The sequence below is a fragment of the Tolumonas lignilytica genome, assembly GCF_000527035.1.
In the GTDB taxonomy this organism is placed as follows: Bacteria; Pseudomonadota; Gammaproteobacteria; order Enterobacterales; family Aeromonadaceae; genus Tolumonas; species Tolumonas lignilytica.
Genome location: NZ_AZUK01000001.1, coordinates 269822 through 285614 on the forward strand (window position 1 = coordinate 269822; position 15793 = coordinate 285614).

The 15793-nt window shown below is 46.7% G+C and carries 14 protein-coding genes and 1 tRNA gene; 7 read left to right on the forward strand and 8 right to left on the reverse strand.

Annotation, left to right across the window (positions count from 1 at the left end):
* Nucleotides 1–3: 3 nt before the first annotated feature.
* Both uup and rlmKL read right to left on the reverse strand, forming a co-directional pair.
* The gene (gene uup / locus H027_RS0101220; RefSeq protein ID WP_024870715.1) at nucleotides 4–1920 is read right to left on the reverse strand and encodes an ATP-binding cassette ATPase Uup; all 1917 of its coding nucleotides are present in this window, start codon (nucleotides 1918–1920) and stop codon (nucleotides 4–6) included.
* Nucleotides 1921–1923: 3 nt separating this feature from the next.
* A complete protein-coding gene (gene rlmKL / locus H027_RS0101225) occupies nucleotides 1924–4053 on the reverse strand; it encodes a bifunctional 23S rRNA (guanine(2069)-N(7))-methyltransferase RlmK/23S rRNA (guanine(2445)-N(2))-methyltransferase RlmL (RefSeq protein ID WP_024870716.1) in 2130 nt (709 codons plus the stop codon).
* A gap of 189 nt (nucleotides 4054–4242) precedes the next feature.
* Here rlmKL and H027_RS0101230 point away from each other — a divergent pair.
* Nucleotides 4243–4319 (forward strand) — tRNA-Met (locus tag H027_RS0101230).
* Nucleotides 4320–4712: 393 nt separating this feature from the next.
* Here the strand turns inward: H027_RS0101230 and H027_RS0101240 are convergent.
* Entirely contained in the window at nucleotides 4713–5609 is an 897-nt protein-coding gene (locus tag H027_RS0101240) for a LysR substrate-binding domain-containing protein (RefSeq protein ID WP_024870718.1), read from the reverse strand.
* Between the two features lie 112 nt (nucleotides 5610–5721).
* On the opposite strand from H027_RS0101240, the gene H027_RS0101245 reads away from it, so the two are divergent.
* The gene (locus tag H027_RS0101245) at nucleotides 5722–6903 is read left to right on the forward strand and encodes an MFS transporter (RefSeq protein WP_024870719.1); all 1182 of its coding nucleotides are present in this window, start codon (nucleotides 5722–5724) and stop codon (nucleotides 6901–6903) included.
* Between the two features lie 117 nt (nucleotides 6904–7020).
* Here the strand turns inward: H027_RS0101245 and H027_RS0101250 are convergent, their stop codons facing one another.
* Entirely contained in the window at nucleotides 7021–7482 is a 462-nt protein-coding gene (locus H027_RS0101250; protein WP_024870720.1) for a YccF domain-containing protein, read from the reverse strand.
* Between the two features lie 123 nt (nucleotides 7483–7605).
* Between H027_RS0101250 and H027_RS0101255 the strand changes: the two genes are divergently transcribed.
* A complete protein-coding gene (locus H027_RS0101255; RefSeq protein WP_024870721.1) occupies nucleotides 7606–8235 on the forward strand; it encodes a YigZ family protein in 630 nt (209 codons plus the stop codon).
* Here H027_RS0101255 and H027_RS0101260 read toward each other — a convergent pair.
* Nucleotides 8232–9437, reverse strand: a complete 1206-nt coding sequence (locus H027_RS0101260) for a cyclic di-GMP phosphodiesterase (protein WP_081741532.1) — start codon at nucleotides 9435–9437, stop codon at nucleotides 8232–8234. The two genes, H027_RS0101255 and H027_RS0101260, sit on opposite strands and share 4 nt — an antisense overlap.
* Nucleotides 9438–9550: 113 nt before the next feature.
* Here H027_RS0101260 and rsuA point away from each other — a divergent pair, with 113 nt between their 5' ends.
* A complete protein-coding gene (gene rsuA / locus H027_RS0101265) occupies nucleotides 9551–10246 on the forward strand; it encodes a 16S rRNA pseudouridine(516) synthase RsuA (RefSeq protein WP_024870723.1) in 696 nt (231 codons plus the stop codon).
* A gap of 1 nt (nucleotide 10247) precedes the next feature.
* On the opposite strand, the gene H027_RS0101270 is transcribed toward rsuA, so the two are convergent.
* Nucleotides 10248–11132, reverse strand: coding sequence for a DMT family transporter (locus H027_RS0101270; RefSeq protein ID WP_024870724.1), 885 nt, complete (start codon nucleotides 11130–11132; stop codon nucleotides 10248–10250).
* 66 nt (nucleotides 11133–11198) lie between these two features.
* Entirely contained in the window at nucleotides 11199–12338 is a 1140-nt protein-coding gene (locus H027_RS0101275) for a PilT/PilU family type 4a pilus ATPase (protein ID WP_024870725.1), read from the reverse strand.
* A 196-nt stretch (nucleotides 12339–12534) separates the two neighbouring features.
* On the opposite strand from H027_RS0101275, the gene H027_RS0101280 reads away from it, so the two are divergent.
* From H027_RS0101280 to H027_RS0101290, 3 genes are all read left to right on the forward strand, one after another.
* Nucleotides 12535–13401, forward strand: a complete 867-nt coding sequence (locus H027_RS0101280; protein ID WP_024870726.1) for a fructosamine kinase family protein — start codon at nucleotides 12535–12537, stop codon at nucleotides 13399–13401.
* Between the two features lie 70 nt (nucleotides 13402–13471).
* Nucleotides 13472–13681 (forward strand): YaeP family protein, encoded by a 210-nt coding sequence (locus tag H027_RS0101285; protein WP_024870727.1) that lies wholly within the window; start codon nucleotides 13472–13474, stop codon nucleotides 13679–13681.
* Nucleotides 13682–13737: 56 nt separating this feature from the next.
* Nucleotides 13738–15102, forward strand: a complete 1365-nt coding sequence (locus tag H027_RS0101290) for an MATE family efflux transporter (protein WP_024870728.1) — start codon at nucleotides 13738–13740, stop codon at nucleotides 15100–15102.
* 74 nt (nucleotides 15103–15176) lie between these two features.
* Here H027_RS0101290 and H027_RS0101295 read toward each other — a convergent pair whose 3' ends face one another.
* Nucleotides 15177–15716, reverse strand: coding sequence for a cell division protein ZapC (locus tag H027_RS0101295; RefSeq protein ID WP_024870729.1), 540 nt, complete (start codon nucleotides 15714–15716; stop codon nucleotides 15177–15179).
* Nucleotides 15717–15793: the final 77 nt, after the last annotated feature.

Here is a 15793-nt window from a genome sequence, read left to right on the forward strand (position 1 = left end):
CTATTATTCCTCGTTCTTCATCGCTTCCAGCTCTTCCCAACGGGCAAAAGCGTGTTCCAAATTTAATTCAGCTTGTTGCAGTGCATCTAATGTTGCCTTGGTACTCTCAACTGGCAAACTGAAAAAGTCAGGTTGATTGATCTTCGCTTGAATTGAATCTATTTCAGCCTCTAATTGTTCCAGTCTGGCAGGTAATCCGTCCAGCTCTAACTGCAATTTATACGAAAGTTTACGACTTTTTTTATTTGCCGTCTGAATATCTTCTTTCACCACTGCCGGCGAATTTTTTACTGAAGACATACTGGCCGACAGTTGAATTTGCTGTTGTTGTCGTTGGAACATTAAATCGGCGTAACCGCCTACATAAGGGGTGATTTTCCCGTCCCCTTCAAACAACCAGCTATGAGTAACGGTGTTATCGATAAACCGACGATCATGACTGACTAATAACAGTGTGCCCTGATAATCAGCCAGAAGTTCTTCCAGGAGTTCCAGTGTTTCGATATCAAGATCGTTGGTGGGTTCGTCGAGAATCAGCAGATTGCACGGTTTCAGGAATAATTTTGCCAGCAACAAGCGATTCTTCTCACCACCGGACAGCGCCTTCACCGGCGTCATGGCCCGTTTCGGTTCAAACAGAAAATCTTGCAGATACCCCAGCACATGACGACGGCGCCCCGCGAAATCAATCTCCTGACGGCCATCCGCCACGTTATCGATAACAGTTTTTTCCGGATCAAGCTGCTGACGATACTGATCAAAATAAGCCACTTCCAGTTTAGTGCCACAATGCAGGTGGCCACTATCAGGTTGCAAGTCGCCTAACAACAGCTTGATCAGTGTAGTTTTGCCACACCCATTCGGGCCGATCAGCGCGATCTTATCGCCGCGCATCACGCGGAAGTCAAAATTACGGATCAAGGGCTTGTTATCAATACTGTAATTGACACCTTCGCCTTCAAAAATGATCTTGCCGGAACGGACAGCTTCGTCCAGCTGAATTTTGGAGGTCCCTACTTTGTCCCGCCGCTCGCCACGCTCCATGCGTAACGCTTTCAATGCACGAACACGCCCTTCATTACGGGTACGGCGCGCTTTAATGCCTTGACGGATCCAGACCTCTTCCTGCGCGAGCTTTTTGTCAAATTCAGCGTTCTTCAACGCTTCAACCCGCAACCACTCCTCTTTTCCTTCCAGATAAGCATCATAGTTGCCGGGCCAGGAGGTCAGAATACCGCGATCCAGATCGATGATGCGGGTTGCCATGCGTTGAATAAATTCACGGTCATGACTGATAAATACGATCGCGCCGCGGAACTGACGGAGAAAATCTTCCAGCCATGCAATAGATTCGATATCGAGGTGGTTCGTCGGTTCGTCGAGTAACAACAAGTCCGGATCATTGACCAGCGCTCGCGCCAACGCCACTTTACGTAACCAGCCGCCGGAGAGATTTGAAAGCGCGGTATCTGGCGACAAAGAGAGCATACTCAGGATCTGGTTAATTTTGGTCTCATATTGCCAGCCCTGTTGCAGATCGAGCTGTTCCTGTAATTCGCTCATCCGACGCATAATTTTATCGTCGTGCGATTCTGCCAGTAACGCAGACTGGTGATGGTAATCGGAAAGCAATTTACCCAACGACGCCACTCCATCAGCTACATAATCAAAGACAGTGGCTGATTCAGTTTGTGGTGGATCCTGCTCCAGCCTTGCTATTTTCAAATCTTGCAGATGGGTGACAGAACCATCATCTAACTGAATTTCTTTATTAATCACCTTCATCAGCGTGGATTTGCCCGCCCCATTGCGGCCGACGAGACAGAGGCGCTCGCCTTCTTCGATATGCAAATCAACGTGATCTAACAAAGGGGCAGCACTGTATGACAGATAGCCCTGTTGAATAGAAAAAATAGCCATTTCTTATGCTTGCCCGTGGTCAGTGGTTGCGTGACGGATCAGCCAGCAGTTGTGGATCTGCGGGTTACGTGCAAAATCTTTCGGTAAGGTTTTGGCACTGATATTTTCTGCCGCCAACCCGATAGCTTCCAACCCGGCAAAATCCATCTTGAAATGCCGCTTGTTATTCGAGAATACGATAAGCCCGCCTGGATTCAGGATGTTTTTCAGCATCGTCATCACATCGATATGATCCCGTTGGACATCAAAGGTATCGTCCATTCGCTTGGAATTGGAGAAGGTCGGCGGATCGATAAAGATCAGATCGAAGGTCTGTTCACAATGACGTAACCAATCCAGACAATCGGCCTGTTCAAACTTATGTTGCCAGCCAGTCAGACCATTGTGACGCATGTTGTCACGCGCCCAGTTGAGATAGGTGCGGGACATGTCCACGGTGGTAGTCGTGCGCGCACCACCGAGCCCGGCGTGAACAGATGCGGTGCCAGTATAGGAGAACAGATTCAGGAAATCTTTGCCTTTCGCCAGTTGTCCCAGCATACGGCGGGTATAACGGTGATCGAGGAACAAGCCGGTATCGAGATAATCGCGCAGGTTGACCAGAAACTTCGCGTTGTACTCTTTCACTTCGAGTAACTGCCCTTCGGCGTTCAGTTTCTGATATTGCGATTCGCCTTTCTGACGTTCACGTACTTTCAGGATCACGTTCTTACCCGGCACACCGGTGACTTCAATCGTCGCCTGCATCAGATCCAGTAGACGTTGACGTGCTACATGCTCCGGAATGGTTTTCGGCGGTGCGTATTCCTGAATGACCAGATACTCACCATAACGATCGATAGCAACATTATAGTCTGGCAAATCGGCATCATACAGACGGTAGGCGTCGATGCCTTCTTGTTTGGCCCATTTATCTAACGCTTTGATATTTTTCTTCAGTCGATTGGCAAAATCTTCCGCCACCATTTTCTGGGAAGCAACGGAGTTTTCGGCAATCTGGTAGTTACGGAGCTGACATTCCAGCGCACCGTTGAACAGACGGTATTGTTTTTCTGCACGCAGACGCAGACAACTTAGCAGTTCAGGCGATGCAGACAGGATCGTGACTTTCCAACCCTGAAATTGGGTACGCAGGGCATTGCCGAGGCTTTGATAAAGTTTCAGCAGTTCCGGGAATTCGCCCAGACGTTCGCCGTATGGCGGGTTGCTGATCAGGAAGCCTTTGCTGCCCGGCCATGGATTATTCAGTTTCATTACATCCGCCTGTTCAAAGCGGATCAGATCACCGACCCCCGCCCGATTGGCGTTCGTTTTGGCGCGTTGCAGTACACGATTATCCAGATCAAAACCAACAAAACGATCCGGCTGTTGCAGCGCTTCTTTATGCCCGCGTTTGGCACGTACCGAGGCTTCGGCAAACAGCGGTTGCCAGACTTCCGGCTGATGTTGCAACCAGTGTTCAAACCCAAAACGACGACGCAACAATCCTGGAGCCATATCGCAAGCCTGCATGGCCGCTTCGATCAGTAAGGTACCGGAGCCACACATCGGATCTAATAGCGGTTCATTTTGCCAGCCACTCCGGGCCAGCACGGCGGCCGCCAGATTTTCTTTTAATGGCGCTTCACCGGTTTCATCACGATAGCCGCGCTGATGCAGTGCCGGGCCGGATAAATCGAGCGAGACGCTGACGGTTTCTTTCTTCCAGTGCACCAGCACGCGGGCATCAGGAATTTTTTTATCGACCGAAGGACGAACACCCCCGCGTTTCATAAAACGATCGACGATCGCATCTTTTACTTTCAATGCGCCGTACTGGGTATTATTGATGGCTTTGGATGTGCCGGAAAAATCAACCGCAAAGGATTGATCCACCGAGAAATGCGTTTCCCACGGCACATTGAAACAACCAAGGTAGAGATCTAAATCGGTATCGGCCCGAAAGGACGTTAAAGACAGTGCGATACGGGAAGCATAACGACTCCACAAACATGCCCGGTATGCCACCTCCAGCTCACCACTAAACGCGACACCGGCAACGGTTTCTTTTACGTCAGATGCGCCCAGTTGGGATAGTTCAGCAGCCAGTATAGATTCTAACCCTTTCGGGCATGTTGCAAAAAAGTCAGCCATTCGTCTCTAATTCATTGGAACAAATAAACGCGCATTATAGCTGTGAATTGCTAAAACAGATATGAATTGCAAACAAGTTACTGTTTGCTGGAATTTAGAACGAATTGCTAACTTATTGAGCACTTGATAAATAATCGGGAAATAACGCTTGCCATCCGTGACGGGGATCACTACTATGCGCCCCATTGACGCGGGATGGAGCAGCTTGGTAGCTCGTCGGGCTCATAACCCGAAGGTCGTAGGTTCAAATCCTGCTCCCGCAACCAAATTTAAAGGCCACCTAAACAGGTGGCCTTTTTTATTTCCCTCAACGCGCCCTTTAGGGCAACGACATTCCCGGATCGAACCCCTATTTCACATTGTGATCAAGCTGTTCTCCATGCCATAGGCAACGTAAGTGAACACACCAAAGTAGTCATTATGGATATGGCTGTTCAGGATATTGCAATAAACATGGACTTCATTCAGTGTGCCGGAGACTTTTTTGACCAGACAGTATGATTCGGCGTCGTGAAATTCCAGATAACCAATTTTACTTTGTTGTGGTTGTAAAGTTCGTTTTGAATCGATGTCAACGGCACACTGATCTTCTGTTGTGTCACTCCTTTCTCTGCTTCTGAATAGACTCAGCCTCCGGATGGAGGCTTTTTTATGCATATCTACAACGAGGTTAAAGTCAGTTTCTCTTTGAGAAAATCAAGCCAGACGCGCAATCGAGGGTTTCTCTGTGCATCACTGTAAAACACGGCATTGATCGGGCGGCACGCGCCACTGTTCAATTCTGTCAGCAATTCCTGCAATTGACCTGACTGCCGATCTGGCCCAGTCATAAAATCGGAAAGACAAGTAATTCCCTCCCCGGCCAGAGCCAGTTGTCGCAGCGTTTCACCACTACTCGCTTTTAACATCGGTTTGATCTGTAACCAATCACCCTGTTCGTGGTGCAAAGGCCATAAATTCAAATTTTCCGCGCCCGAAAAACCCAGCAAACAGTGCTGAGATAATGCGTCGATAGAATTCGGAAGGCCTTTCCGATTCACATAGTCTGGAGATGCCAGAATGCGTAAGCGAGAACAACCTAACGGTAGCGCACGTAATCCCGAATCAGTCAGTTCACCAATGCGGATAGCAACATCAACCCGTCGTTCCAACAGATTAATAAACCCGTCTGAGCTCTCCAACTGCAGTTCAATTAAAGGATAACGCTGCCGAAACTCACCAATTAACGGCACCAATTGATGCAAAATAAATGGCGAAGCTGCATCAATGCGTAATATCCCTTCAGGTGTTGCTTTGCGGGACAACAATGCAGCTTCTGCATGTGCCATTCTCGCTAAAATCGCAGCCGCCTCTTCATAAAACCACTGACCTTCTTCCGTCAATGTAAATCGCCGGGTAGTTCGGTTTAACAACGTGGTCGCCAGTTTTGCTTCCAGCTTTTTTAACCCGCGACTGACTATCGCATTATCAATACCGAGATTATCAGCCGCCTGCCGAAAACTACCGGCATCGACAATAGCCACAAATAAAGCCAGCTCTTCAGAATTCGCGCTCATTATTGACACCATGACAATTATTTTATGATTTTATAGTCATTTTTATCATCAAAGTGCAAGCACATACTGTTATCCATCGCCGAAATATGGCATTCATGATGAGGAGAACATTATGCCACTTGCACTATTTGCACTGACGATCAGTGCATTCGCTATCGGTGCGACTGAATTCGTGATCGTCGGCTTAATACCGGTCATCGCGCAACAATTGCACATCACCTTACCCTCGGCAGGTTTGCTAGTGAGTTTATATGCAACCGGAGTGGCGATCGGTGCACCAGTGCTCACAGCTTTAACTGGCAAAATACCCCGGAAATGGTTGTTTTGCGGTCTGATGACGCTTTTCATCATCGGTAATTTATTGGCATGGCAGGCCACCAGTTACAACACTCTAGTCATTGCCCGTATTTTAACCGGCTTAGCCCATGGCGTTTTCTTTTCCATTGGTTCAACAATTGCGACCAGTCTGGTACCTAAAGAAAAAGCCGCGAGCGCCATTGCCCTCATGTTCAGCGGGTTAACGGTCGCGTTAGTCACTGGTGTTCCACTCGGCACATGGATTGGACAAACCTTTGGCTGGCAAGAAACTTTTCTGGCTATGTCATTACTGGGTGTCATTGCCTTAGTGAGCAGTTTGCTGTTGATACCAACGCAGATCCATCACACAGCACCCGCGTCTTTTCATCAACAACTGGCCGTCTTAACTCACCCTCGTCTGTTATTAGTCTATGCTAAAACAGCATTAGGTTATGGCGGCACATTTACAGCCTTTACTTTCCTCGCTCCGATCCTGCAAAAGATCAGCGGTTTCTCAGCCGGAAGTGTCAGCCTGATATTGCTGATTTACGGTGTATCTGTCGCGGTGGGTAATATCTGGGGAGGAAAGCTTGCAGACCAGAAAGGCGTTCTACCAGCCTTAAAGATCCTCTTTGCTGGGTTAGCGATCGTGTTGTTCAGTCTGACATTTACTGCGGGAAATCAAATCACCGCCTTACTAACTGTGCTGATCTGGGGGGCATTTTCCTTTGGCAATGTTCCAGGATTGCAGGTTCTAGTGGTTAAGCAGGCCCAGCGGTTTACCCCAAAAGCCGTTGATGTTGCATCAGGCTTAAACATTGCCGCCTTTAATGTTGGGATTGCATTGGGCTCGATTGTCGGTGGCACAGTAGTCCGTCACTTAGCTCTCATCGATACTGCTTGGGTCGGTTGCCTCATTGTATTAACCGCACTGGTGCTCACTTTTATCAGTGAATATCTGGAACGGCGCGATAAAACTCAATATGTACAATCGTAACGAACGTCTTGCCAACCCCGCTTTTGCTCCTGAGAGGGATTAAATCCGCCAAGACTTTCCCCCATCAGAAGGCAGGAACTTTTATGCATCGTTCCTGCCTGTTTCATATTCTCAGATTTAACGGCGGGAACGACGACGCTGGAGTTCTTCCGCCGCATTTTGCCCCCGAACCGTTTCGGCCAATTCCGTAGGCACAATGGTCATTCCGATTGGAGCTAAGGCTATACCCGCTAATTTCAGATGCTGAATTGCAAATGGAATACCGATGATCGTGACAAAACAGGCAACCGCCGAACAAAGATGCCCTATCGCCAACCAGATCCCGGCAAACAGAAACCAGATTATATTGCCGATCAAACCAAATGCCCCCGTACCAATATCTTCTTGTAAGTAAAGATCTTTACGGCTCACCGCTTCTTTTCCAAATGGAAAAAACGAAAACTGACCTATGACAAAACAGGCTTTTGCCCAAGGGATGCCAACAACCGTTACCAATGCCAGTAAACCCGCCAGCCACCAGCCGATGCCCATCAGAACACCACCAAAAACAAACCAGATAAGATTTCCAATCAGACGCATGGTTTTCTCCTCATTGAACTGGACACCGCCACCAATTCGCTTGGTGCTACACGCAATCTAAGACACAGTCTACGCGTCTATTCTGTGGCATAATAACGAGATCAAACAGCGATTTTTTCCCTCATGACGACCTCATATCATATTCCTGCCACAGAAAATCAGTTCGAATTTGAAATCAAACGCAGTCAGTTTATCTGTTACGCCAACCATGCCAGTGATCGGGACACGGCAGAACACTTTATTCGCACCATCCGCGCCCAACACCCACAGGCGCGTCATGTGTGCTGGGCTTATATTGCCGGAGCGCCTGATTCTACCATCATGTCAATGAGCGATGACGGCGAACCCAGTGGCACCGCAGGCCGCCCCATGCTCAAAATATTGCAGCATAGTGGTCTGGGTGAAATTGTGGTGGCCGTAGTCCGATATTATGGCGGGATTAAACTCGGAACGGGGGGTTTACAACGTGCCTATTCAGACGCCGTTACTGGTGCGTTGGAAAACCTATCCCTTAAATTGAAAATTCATCGGGTCAAAGTAGAGCTACGCTATGATTACGCTCAGGAATCCGCCGTACGATATGTGTTAGGTCGTTACGATATAGAAGAGCAACAACCGCATTTTGATACGCAGATCTTAATGACATTACAACTTGCCACCGCACAATGGGATGCGTTTAAAACAGAACTGACAAATTACAGTGCAGGAGCAGTAAAAATTAATTTGATCACTGCCCCATCAATTGCGAATTAGAAAAACTTACTGATATCAATCCCGAACTCTTTCGGATCAACCGCACATTCGATCTCTTCTGTAGGAGAACGAGCCAGATCGATCATCTTAACATCCAGATAATGTTTTCCGACCGTGCTATAGATGATCTTAACGACGGGTTGTAACGGCGCGCTGTCGTTACGTTCAATCACAATCGCTAATTTACCACTCTTGAGTTTCACCAGCGTACCCGTTGGGTGAATCCCCATGCATTTAATAAATTTGCTCACTAGCAATTCATCAAACTGAGTGCCGGAACCCTGCAGCAAAATACGGAACGCTTGTGTAGCCTGCATACCCTTTTTATAACAACGGTCGGCAGTCAGTGCATCATAGACATCGACAATGGTGCTCATGCGAGAGACAAGGCACAATTCCAACCCCTGTAGCCCACGCGGATACCCCAACCCATCCAGACGTTCATGATGATTAGCCAGCACAGTCCGCATCGTCTTGGTGATCCCTTCTGCCTTGTCCAGGATCTGGATGCCATATTCGACATGCGTTTTCATGATATCGAATTCTTCTGGTGTCAATCGTCCCGGTTTGTGCAACACCTCATCGGGAATCATGACCTTGCCGGTATCATGCAGAAGCCCGCCCACCAGCAGTTCTTTAATCATTTGGCGAGATAACTTCAGATAGCGTCCAAAATTGGCCAGTAACATACCCACATTCAGTGAGTGTTCCATCAAATAGGTATCTTTATCACGGATGCGGGACAGATAAATCATGGCATCCGGATTAGTGAAAATAGAATCCACCAACTCATCCGCCATCTCTTCCAATGGGGCGATATCAACCACTTCACCCTTTTTCAATGAAGCCAATAATTTGGTTTGCAGCGTTTTCGCTTCAGCATACAACTTCTGAGTTTGTTTACGTGCTTCCGCTTTTTCAAACGATGACATGATCTCCTGAGACTGCGGCGAAGGCGCTAGATTTGACTCCGGGTTCTCAAGTATCTCTTCCTGTTGATGTTTGCTGCGGGTGAGATCAATTTTGACTTCCAGCACGCCCATTGAACGCAAAGAACGGCACGTTGTAGCACTGGAAACCAACCCTGGTTTAAACTCAATATCACCGGTTTGTCTAGTGACAGAGACAACGAACATCCCCAGTTTGATGTCTTGAATGGAGATATTTTTAAATTTTGCAGTCGATAATTGAGATGTCGACATTGATAACCCTGTCAGCACGAACATATAACTTCAGCACATTAAAATACCCTTCGCACTACAAAAGCAATACACTACACAATAATTAACTGAACGTTTCACAAATTTGGCAAATAATGCGCTTAGACAAACATCTTCATCAATGTATTGGAATTTCTCGCTCTCAGGCCTCGCAACTCATCCGGGCAGGCCGAATTACCATTAACGGAGTGGTTATCAAGAGTGGTGCACAGCATGTATCTGAATTGGATCACATCTTATTAGATGGCGACCCGTTTGATGCGCCAGGAGAGAAACACCATTACTTTATGCTGTATAAGCCACAAGGCTATGTTTGTACCAATGAAGATGCCCATCATCCCAGCATTACCAAGTTATTCGACCTGCCTCATGCGAACAAATTACATAGCGCAGGCCGTCTTGATGTTGATACGACCGGATTAGTCTTAGTCACCAACGATGGTCAATGGTCACATCGCGTCACGGCACCGCGTAAACAATGTGATAAAACCTATCGTGTCTGGCTGGCCGAACCTATCTCTCCAGACACTGAAGAGCACTTTGCTAAGGGGATTTTGCTAAAAAGTGAGTCTCAACCAACTCGTCCGGCTCAATTGGAAATCATTACAGCCACAGAGGCGTTGCTGACCATTCATGAAGGCAAATATCATCAGGTAAAACGCATGTTTGCTGCCGTCGGCAATCACGTGACGCAATTACACCGAGAACGGATTGGCAGCTTAATATTGGATCCCACCCTCACGGAAGGCCAATATCGAGAATTAACACCCGATGAGATCCAACTCTTTTAGTTTAGCGGGCCAGCACCAGCGCCGTTCCACAAACGACTAATATCGCCCCGACCCAAGAACCCGTACTGGGCCTGTGTCGGGTGAAAAACCAAAGCAGTGGCAAGAGCATGACGGGTGATGTCGATGACATGATGGCAACCAGCGTCACATTGCCATGTTTTAATGCAAAAAGGAAAATGGTCATGCCCAATGCCATGGCCAGAAAACCATTCAATGCAATAATGCCCAAAACCCGCATATTCATCGGCGATACCGCTTTACTGAAAGGAAAGCGGGCAAATCTTAATCCCACATGTGCAGACAGTGCGACCACCATTCGGACACACGAAGCCGCAATAGGATCAGCTCCCTCCATCATCACGGGTTTCGCAATGATCGTACCTAATGACTGACACAATGCGGCAATCAGTCCTAGACCCAGACTCAACCACAATGCCCCATGGGTATATTCCAGTTTTTGGGGTTTAGAACCACTGAATGCGACAGCAACCAATACCCCGGAAAAAACAAAAGCAGCCCCCGCCCAACCTTGCAACGAAAGTCGTTCATGGAATAACCAGATACCAAATATTGCAGAAAATGCTGCATGAGTGGCGAAAAGCAAACCGGCTCGACGCGGCCCGATCCGATTCATACACGCATAGAGACAGGTATCGCCAATAAAAATGCCGATCAGACCCGAGCTTGCCATCATGCCCATTTGTGTCAGTGATAGCGAATGAAAACCGCCGCTTACAAGGCTCATCACGCCCAACATCACACTCACACATGCCATACGCCATCGGCTAAATGCAAACGTTCCAAGATGACGAGCCGGTATGACCGATAACAAACTGGCACTCGCCCACAAGAATGCAGACACCAATGCCAGCCATTCCAACGACATAACAACCTCTATAAAATACAGCAGACCGGCAAAAGCCGGTCTGAAAGCAAAACAATGCGCAGAAAATCAGAAAAAATCAGGTTCATCGCGTTTGACGGGATCCAACTCCCAATTCAACGCTTCACCTTTAACTTCCAGAGCGCCTTTTTCATCGTGTAACTTGATCTTCAGTTTCAGGTTGTTAACCGAATCGGCATTACGCAGCGCCTCTTCCTCATTAATGACACCTTCGCAATAAAGCTCAAACAAACACTGGTCAAAGGTTTTCATCCCCAGATTGGTCGATTTCTCCATGATTTCTTTGATATTGGCGAAATCCCCCCGGCGGATCATATCCTGAATGGTTACCGTGCCCAGCATGATTTCTACGGCCGCTCGCCGTTTACCATCGATAGTTTTTACCAAGCGCTGAGAAACAAAAGCCTTCAGATTGTTACCCAAATCGTTCATCAACTGAGGGCGACGCTCTTCTGGAAAAAAGTTAATAATACGGTCTAACGCCTGGTTGGCATTGTTTGCATGCAATGTCGAGATCGCCAAGTGCCCGGTTTCCGCAAAAGCCAGCGCATGTTCCATGGTTTCCCTATCACGAATTTCCCCAATCAAAATAACATCCGGTGCCTGACGCAGTGTATTTTTCAAGGCTGCATGGAAACTGCGGGTATCCACCCCCACTTCACGCTGATTAATGATGCTCTTTTTATGCGGGTGAACATACTCAATGGGGTCTTCAATGGTGATAATATGTCCACTGGTATTTTTATTTCGGTGATCAATCAGCGCTGCCAGTGATGTCGATTTCCCTGAACCGGTTGCGCCCACAAATAAGACCAACCCGCGCTTTTCCATAATGACATCCAGCAACACTGGCGGAAGTTTTAACTCCTCAAATGTTGGAATATCTAATTTGATGTTACGGGCGACGATCGCAATTTCGTTACGCTGGCGGAAAATATTGATACGGAAACGACCTACTTTGGGCAGAGATAATGCCAGATTCATTTCGAGTTCTTTCTCAAAAATGGCTTGTTGTTCTGCATCCATAATATCGTCGGCAATAGCAGCAACCTCACCCGGTTTCATTGGCAATTCTTGAATGGGTGTCAGCACACCATTAAATTTAATACTGGGTACCGCACCTGTTGAAAGATATAAGTCCGAACCATTCTCAAAGGCCAGCTTAATCAACATATCCAGAAATTCCATCGATTCAGGAACAGCCATATAACATCTCCATATCAAGCTATATCTTCTATTCTGGTTTATTTTGCTGGTTTATTTAAGTCATCCGCCAGAAATATATAGATAAATTTGTAAAGGGCGCATCTGTGACCAAAGAGACACTCGTAAATGAATAACCTGCTCTATACTTTGGGTAGCAAAACTGGATCTGGAGGTTGATATGTGGCAATCCATTACAATGCAAATCTCCGAATGTATGGACGCTCCATTTACTATCGAAAAACGGCAGTTATTGCTACATACTCAGGATTCTAATTACTATCGGATCACCGACCTGAAACAAGCGATCTCCTTCATCGTTCGGGTCACACCCAAATCTATGGCCACAAAATTTGACATCGTGACCCGGAATTTGGCATTGATGTCAGATTGGTTGCTTTCACCACCCATCATTCTTTATGGTTCAACAGCAGATCAGTGCTTTTCCGTCTTTAAGCCGTTTGACGTTGACGAATGTTTACCCTTACCCAATGAGTGGTACGAATTAGGTAAACAATTTGCCCGAATGCATCAAAATTGCCAGCAGGGTATGTATGGCTGGGAAGAAGACACCTTCATATTTCAACAGATCCAGCCTAATCGCTGGCAAAAAAACTGGGCCTCTTTTTTCTCTGAACAACGGATCGGTTGGCAATTACAACTACATCAGGAAAAGGGAAAAAACCTCATTAATATTTCTGATCTCACCAGTGTCATCCATCGCCTGTTACATCACCACCACCCAGAACCATGCCTGTTGCATGGTCAGTTAGTGCCGGAAAATATTCTGGTTACCAGTACCGGTTTATTTTTGCCAGACAATGCCTGTTATTGTGGTGACCGCGAGGTAGATCTGGCTTGGCTGATGACATTTAGCACCGGCTATGACGATTTTTTACGCGGATATACCGAAATATGGCCATTACCTCCAGACTATGAAATCCGACAGCAAATATATGCACTCTATCCGTTATTAGTGCAGTTACATTATTCACCGGCACTTGAAGCGAGGGTTCACAACCATATTGCGCTAATTTTAGCCATCTGATAGCGATAAACTGGCGAGTTTGTCGACTTATGGCTATAGTGTCGCGATTTCAACTGACAGGTATTTACCGATGAAACACCTCGCCTACTGCGAAAAAATCAGGGAGGTTTACAGTCAAATCGGGAGTGGTGATCAAGGCTATATGCCTAAAGCAATCAGTGTCGTACTGAAAACGCTTGATGACATCGCTCAAAATCCAGATTTGCCTGAAGACGTCCGCAATAAAGCTGCATTTGCCGCAGCAAATCTACTCATCAGTGATTACTCTGAAGACGCCTGAATATCAGGCGTTTTTATTCTCCATTACACCCAATTACTCCAATGAAAGGTCATGTCGTGATTCATTACCAGTTGGAAATCCGCCGTCTTGTCCGGTTGGCCTTCCCTATTCTTCTTGCGCAAATCGCCCAAACCGCCATGACACTGGTCGACACGATTATGGCTGGTCGATATAGCGCCATTGACTTAGCGGCCATTTCTGTCGCCAGTAGTTTCTGGTTGCCCATCGTCTTGACCAGCCAAGGCATCATCATGGCGTTAACCCCGATTGTTGCTCAACTCAATGGGGCACAAAGAAAGGCGGAAATCCCCAATGCTGTCGTTCAGGGTTTATGGTTAACCGGGTTCGTGTTAATTCCCGCCGCATTGCTTCTTTATTACAGCCCGTTATTGCTTCATTGGATGGATGTATCCAGCGTGATGGCTGATAAAACAACACGCTATTTACACGCCATGCTACTTGGGCTACCGGCCTATTTGTATTATCAGGTATTACGTAATTATGCCGAAGGGCTATCACATACCATTCCCGGTATGTGCATCGGATTTGCAGGTCTCCTACTCAACATTCCATTAAATTATCTCTTTATTTACGGAAAATTGGGCTTCCCTGAATTAGGCGGTGTAGGTTGCGGTTTTGCATCTGCCGGTGCCATGTGGTTTATGGCGATTGCGATGACAGTTTATGTTTTGAAATCAGCCCAATACCAAGAATGCCGATTATTCCAACATATGATTAATGTGCAATGGACGAGCATTATCAGGATATTTAAATTGGGCGCTCCCATCGCCTTGGCGCTATTTTGTGAGGTAACCCTTTTTACTGTAGTAGCCTTATTACTGGCACCACTAGGGCCGGAAATTGTCGCCAGTCATCAGGTCGCGCTCAATTATTCTTCACTGATTTTTATGCTTCCGCTTTCACTGGGATATGCTGTTACTATTCGCGTTGGCCACACCATGGGAGAACAGCAGCCACAGCAAGCTAAAGTAGCTGTATTCAGTGGGCTCATTGTTGGCCTGTGCATCACCACACTGACAGCGTCAGCAACCATCCTGTTGCGACAATGGATTGCAACCCAATATACCGATGACCCATCCGTCATTGCATTAGCAGCTCATCTCATTATTTTTGCCGCTGTCTATCAATTTTCTGACACCGTACAAGCTATCTCATCGGGCGCATTGCGTGGTTTTAAAGATACCCGGATCATTTTCATGATCACCTTACTGGCATATTGGATGATTGGCGTACCAACAGGTATTGTGCTTGGCCTTACCGACTGGTTAGTTCCGCGAATGGGGCCTCAGGGGTTTTGGATCGGTATTATTTTGGGGCTTACAACCGCTGCAACGTTATTAGCCATACGTTTAAGAAAGACCTTACAAAAAACGCTCAGGCCGCTTGCACTTTCACAATAACGCCAAAAACAACGAAACCGGTTATTCACGTGAATACCGGTTTCTTTCTTTAGCGATCCAGCAAGGATCTATCATTAAGCCATTTTAGACAGATATTTAACTGCCGCCTGATATGGCAACAATTTATTATTCATCATTTTGCAGACAGCAGACTGTTTCAATACTTTTTCAGTATCTAATTGAATTGATTGACCAATAACAATACACAAGGATGCTTTGTCGCCTGGAGATATCACCATGACATCGCCATAGGTATGCTCAGTGACAACAGAGAACACTTCACCCAACGCCGGTTCATCAGACAACATATCAACATCCTGATAATACCAACTTTGACTGACCAACGGTTTAGTGTATTTAACCGCAGCAACCGCATTTAAAACAATCTGGACCCGTTCAGGATCCGTAAATGGAAACTCCCCGAGGCATTCCAAAAAATGAAAATAGAGAGAAGAGTCATCTAATGAAAATGATTCAGTAAAAGCACTCTTAAGTAGCAATTGTTTTGCAGGGATTGCCACTGTGAACTGCATATCATCAGTTAAATCGAGTAAAAGAGTTTGGCGCTGCTCATCAAATATCCAGCGCCAACTCTCATCAGGAACCAATATCATCCGTTTGCTCTCTATCCCATTTTTTTCCTTTATAAAACAAACTGGAATATTTTTCAAACAGACAATGAAAATTTATG

Coding starts and splice junctions, on each gene's coding strand:
- H027_RS0101250 (WP_024870720.1), bottom strand. CDS start 7,482: ATGCGTCTGATTGGAAATCTTATCTGGTTTGTTTTTGGTGGTGTTCTG.
- H027_RS0101275 (WP_024870725.1), bottom strand. CDS start 12,338: ATGGAATTTCTGGATATGTTGATTAAGCTGGCCTTTGAGAATGGTTCG.
- H027_RS0101255 (WP_024870721.1), top strand. CDS start 7,606: ATGACGACCTCATATCATATTCCTGCCACAGAAAATCAGTTCGAATTT.
- H027_RS0101240 (WP_024870718.1), bottom strand. CDS start 5,609: ATGAGCGCGAATTCTGAAGAGCTGGCTTTATTTGTGGCTATTGTCGAT.
- H027_RS0101280 (WP_024870726.1), top strand. CDS start 12,535: ATGTGGCAATCCATTACAATGCAAATCTCCGAATGTATGGACGCTCCA.
- uup (WP_024870715.1), bottom strand. CDS start 1,920: ATGGCTATTTTTTCTATTCAACAGGGCTATCTGTCATACAGTGCTGCC.
- H027_RS0101285 (WP_024870727.1), top strand. CDS start 13,472: ATGAAACACCTCGCCTACTGCGAAAAAATCAGGGAGGTTTACAGTCAA.
- H027_RS0101270 (WP_024870724.1), bottom strand. CDS start 11,132: ATGTCGTTGGAATGGCTGGCATTGGTGTCTGCATTCTTGTGGGCGAGT.
- H027_RS0101260 (WP_081741532.1), bottom strand. CDS start 9,437: ATGTCGACATCTCAATTATCGACTGCAAAATTTAAAAATATCTCCATT.
- H027_RS0101245 (WP_024870719.1), top strand. CDS start 5,722: ATGCCACTTGCACTATTTGCACTGACGATCAGTGCATTCGCTATCGGT.
- rsuA (WP_024870723.1), top strand. CDS start 9,551: ATGCGCTTAGACAAACATCTTCATCAATGTATTGGAATTTCTCGCTCT.
- H027_RS0101295 (WP_024870729.1), bottom strand. CDS start 15,716: ATGATATTGGTTCCTGATGAGAGTTGGCGCTGGATATTTGATGAGCAG.
- rlmKL (WP_024870716.1), bottom strand. CDS start 4,053: ATGGCTGACTTTTTTGCAACATGCCCGAAAGGGTTAGAATCTATACTG.